This is a genomic window from Frateuria defendens (genome assembly GCF_001182895.1).
Classification (GTDB): Bacteria; Pseudomonadota; Gammaproteobacteria; order Xanthomonadales; family Rhodanobacteraceae; genus Frateuria_B; species Frateuria_B defendens.
In genome coordinates this window covers 1-339 of the sequence record NZ_LFQR01000156.1, presented here as the reverse complement: position 1 = coordinate 339, position 339 = coordinate 1, and the positions used below count along the sequence as shown (strand labels likewise).

General features: G+C 66.4%; 1 protein-coding gene. It reads left to right on the top strand.

Annotated elements, in window-relative coordinates:
- Nucleotides 1-270 (top strand): transposase (locus ACH65_RS17030; protein ID WP_049623827.1); only part of this gene is annotated, 270 nt, incomplete at its 5' end.
- Nucleotides 271-339: the final 69 nt, after the last annotated feature.

Sequence of the window (339 nt, the reverse complement as noted above, 5' to 3'; positions counted from 1 at the left end):
AAGCGGCAGCGCTTCAGCGAGGAGTTCAAGCGGCAAGCGTTGCTGCGTGCGGTGAAGGACGGCGTGCCCGCGGCAGCGCGTGACCTGGGGCTGCAGCCGGCGCAGTTGTACGCATGGCGCGGGAGAGCGCAGCAGCAAGGCCAGGACGCCGAGACGCAGCGGCTGGCGCAGTCGGAGCTGGCGAAGCTCAAGCGTGAGCTGGCGCGGCTGGAGGAGGAAAACGCCTTTCTAAAAAAGGCGGCGGCGTACTTCGCGAAGCAGCCGAAGTGAAGTACGCGACGATGAAGGCGCACGAAGGCGAGTTCACGGTGCGGTGGATGTGTCGGGTGCTGTCGGTGT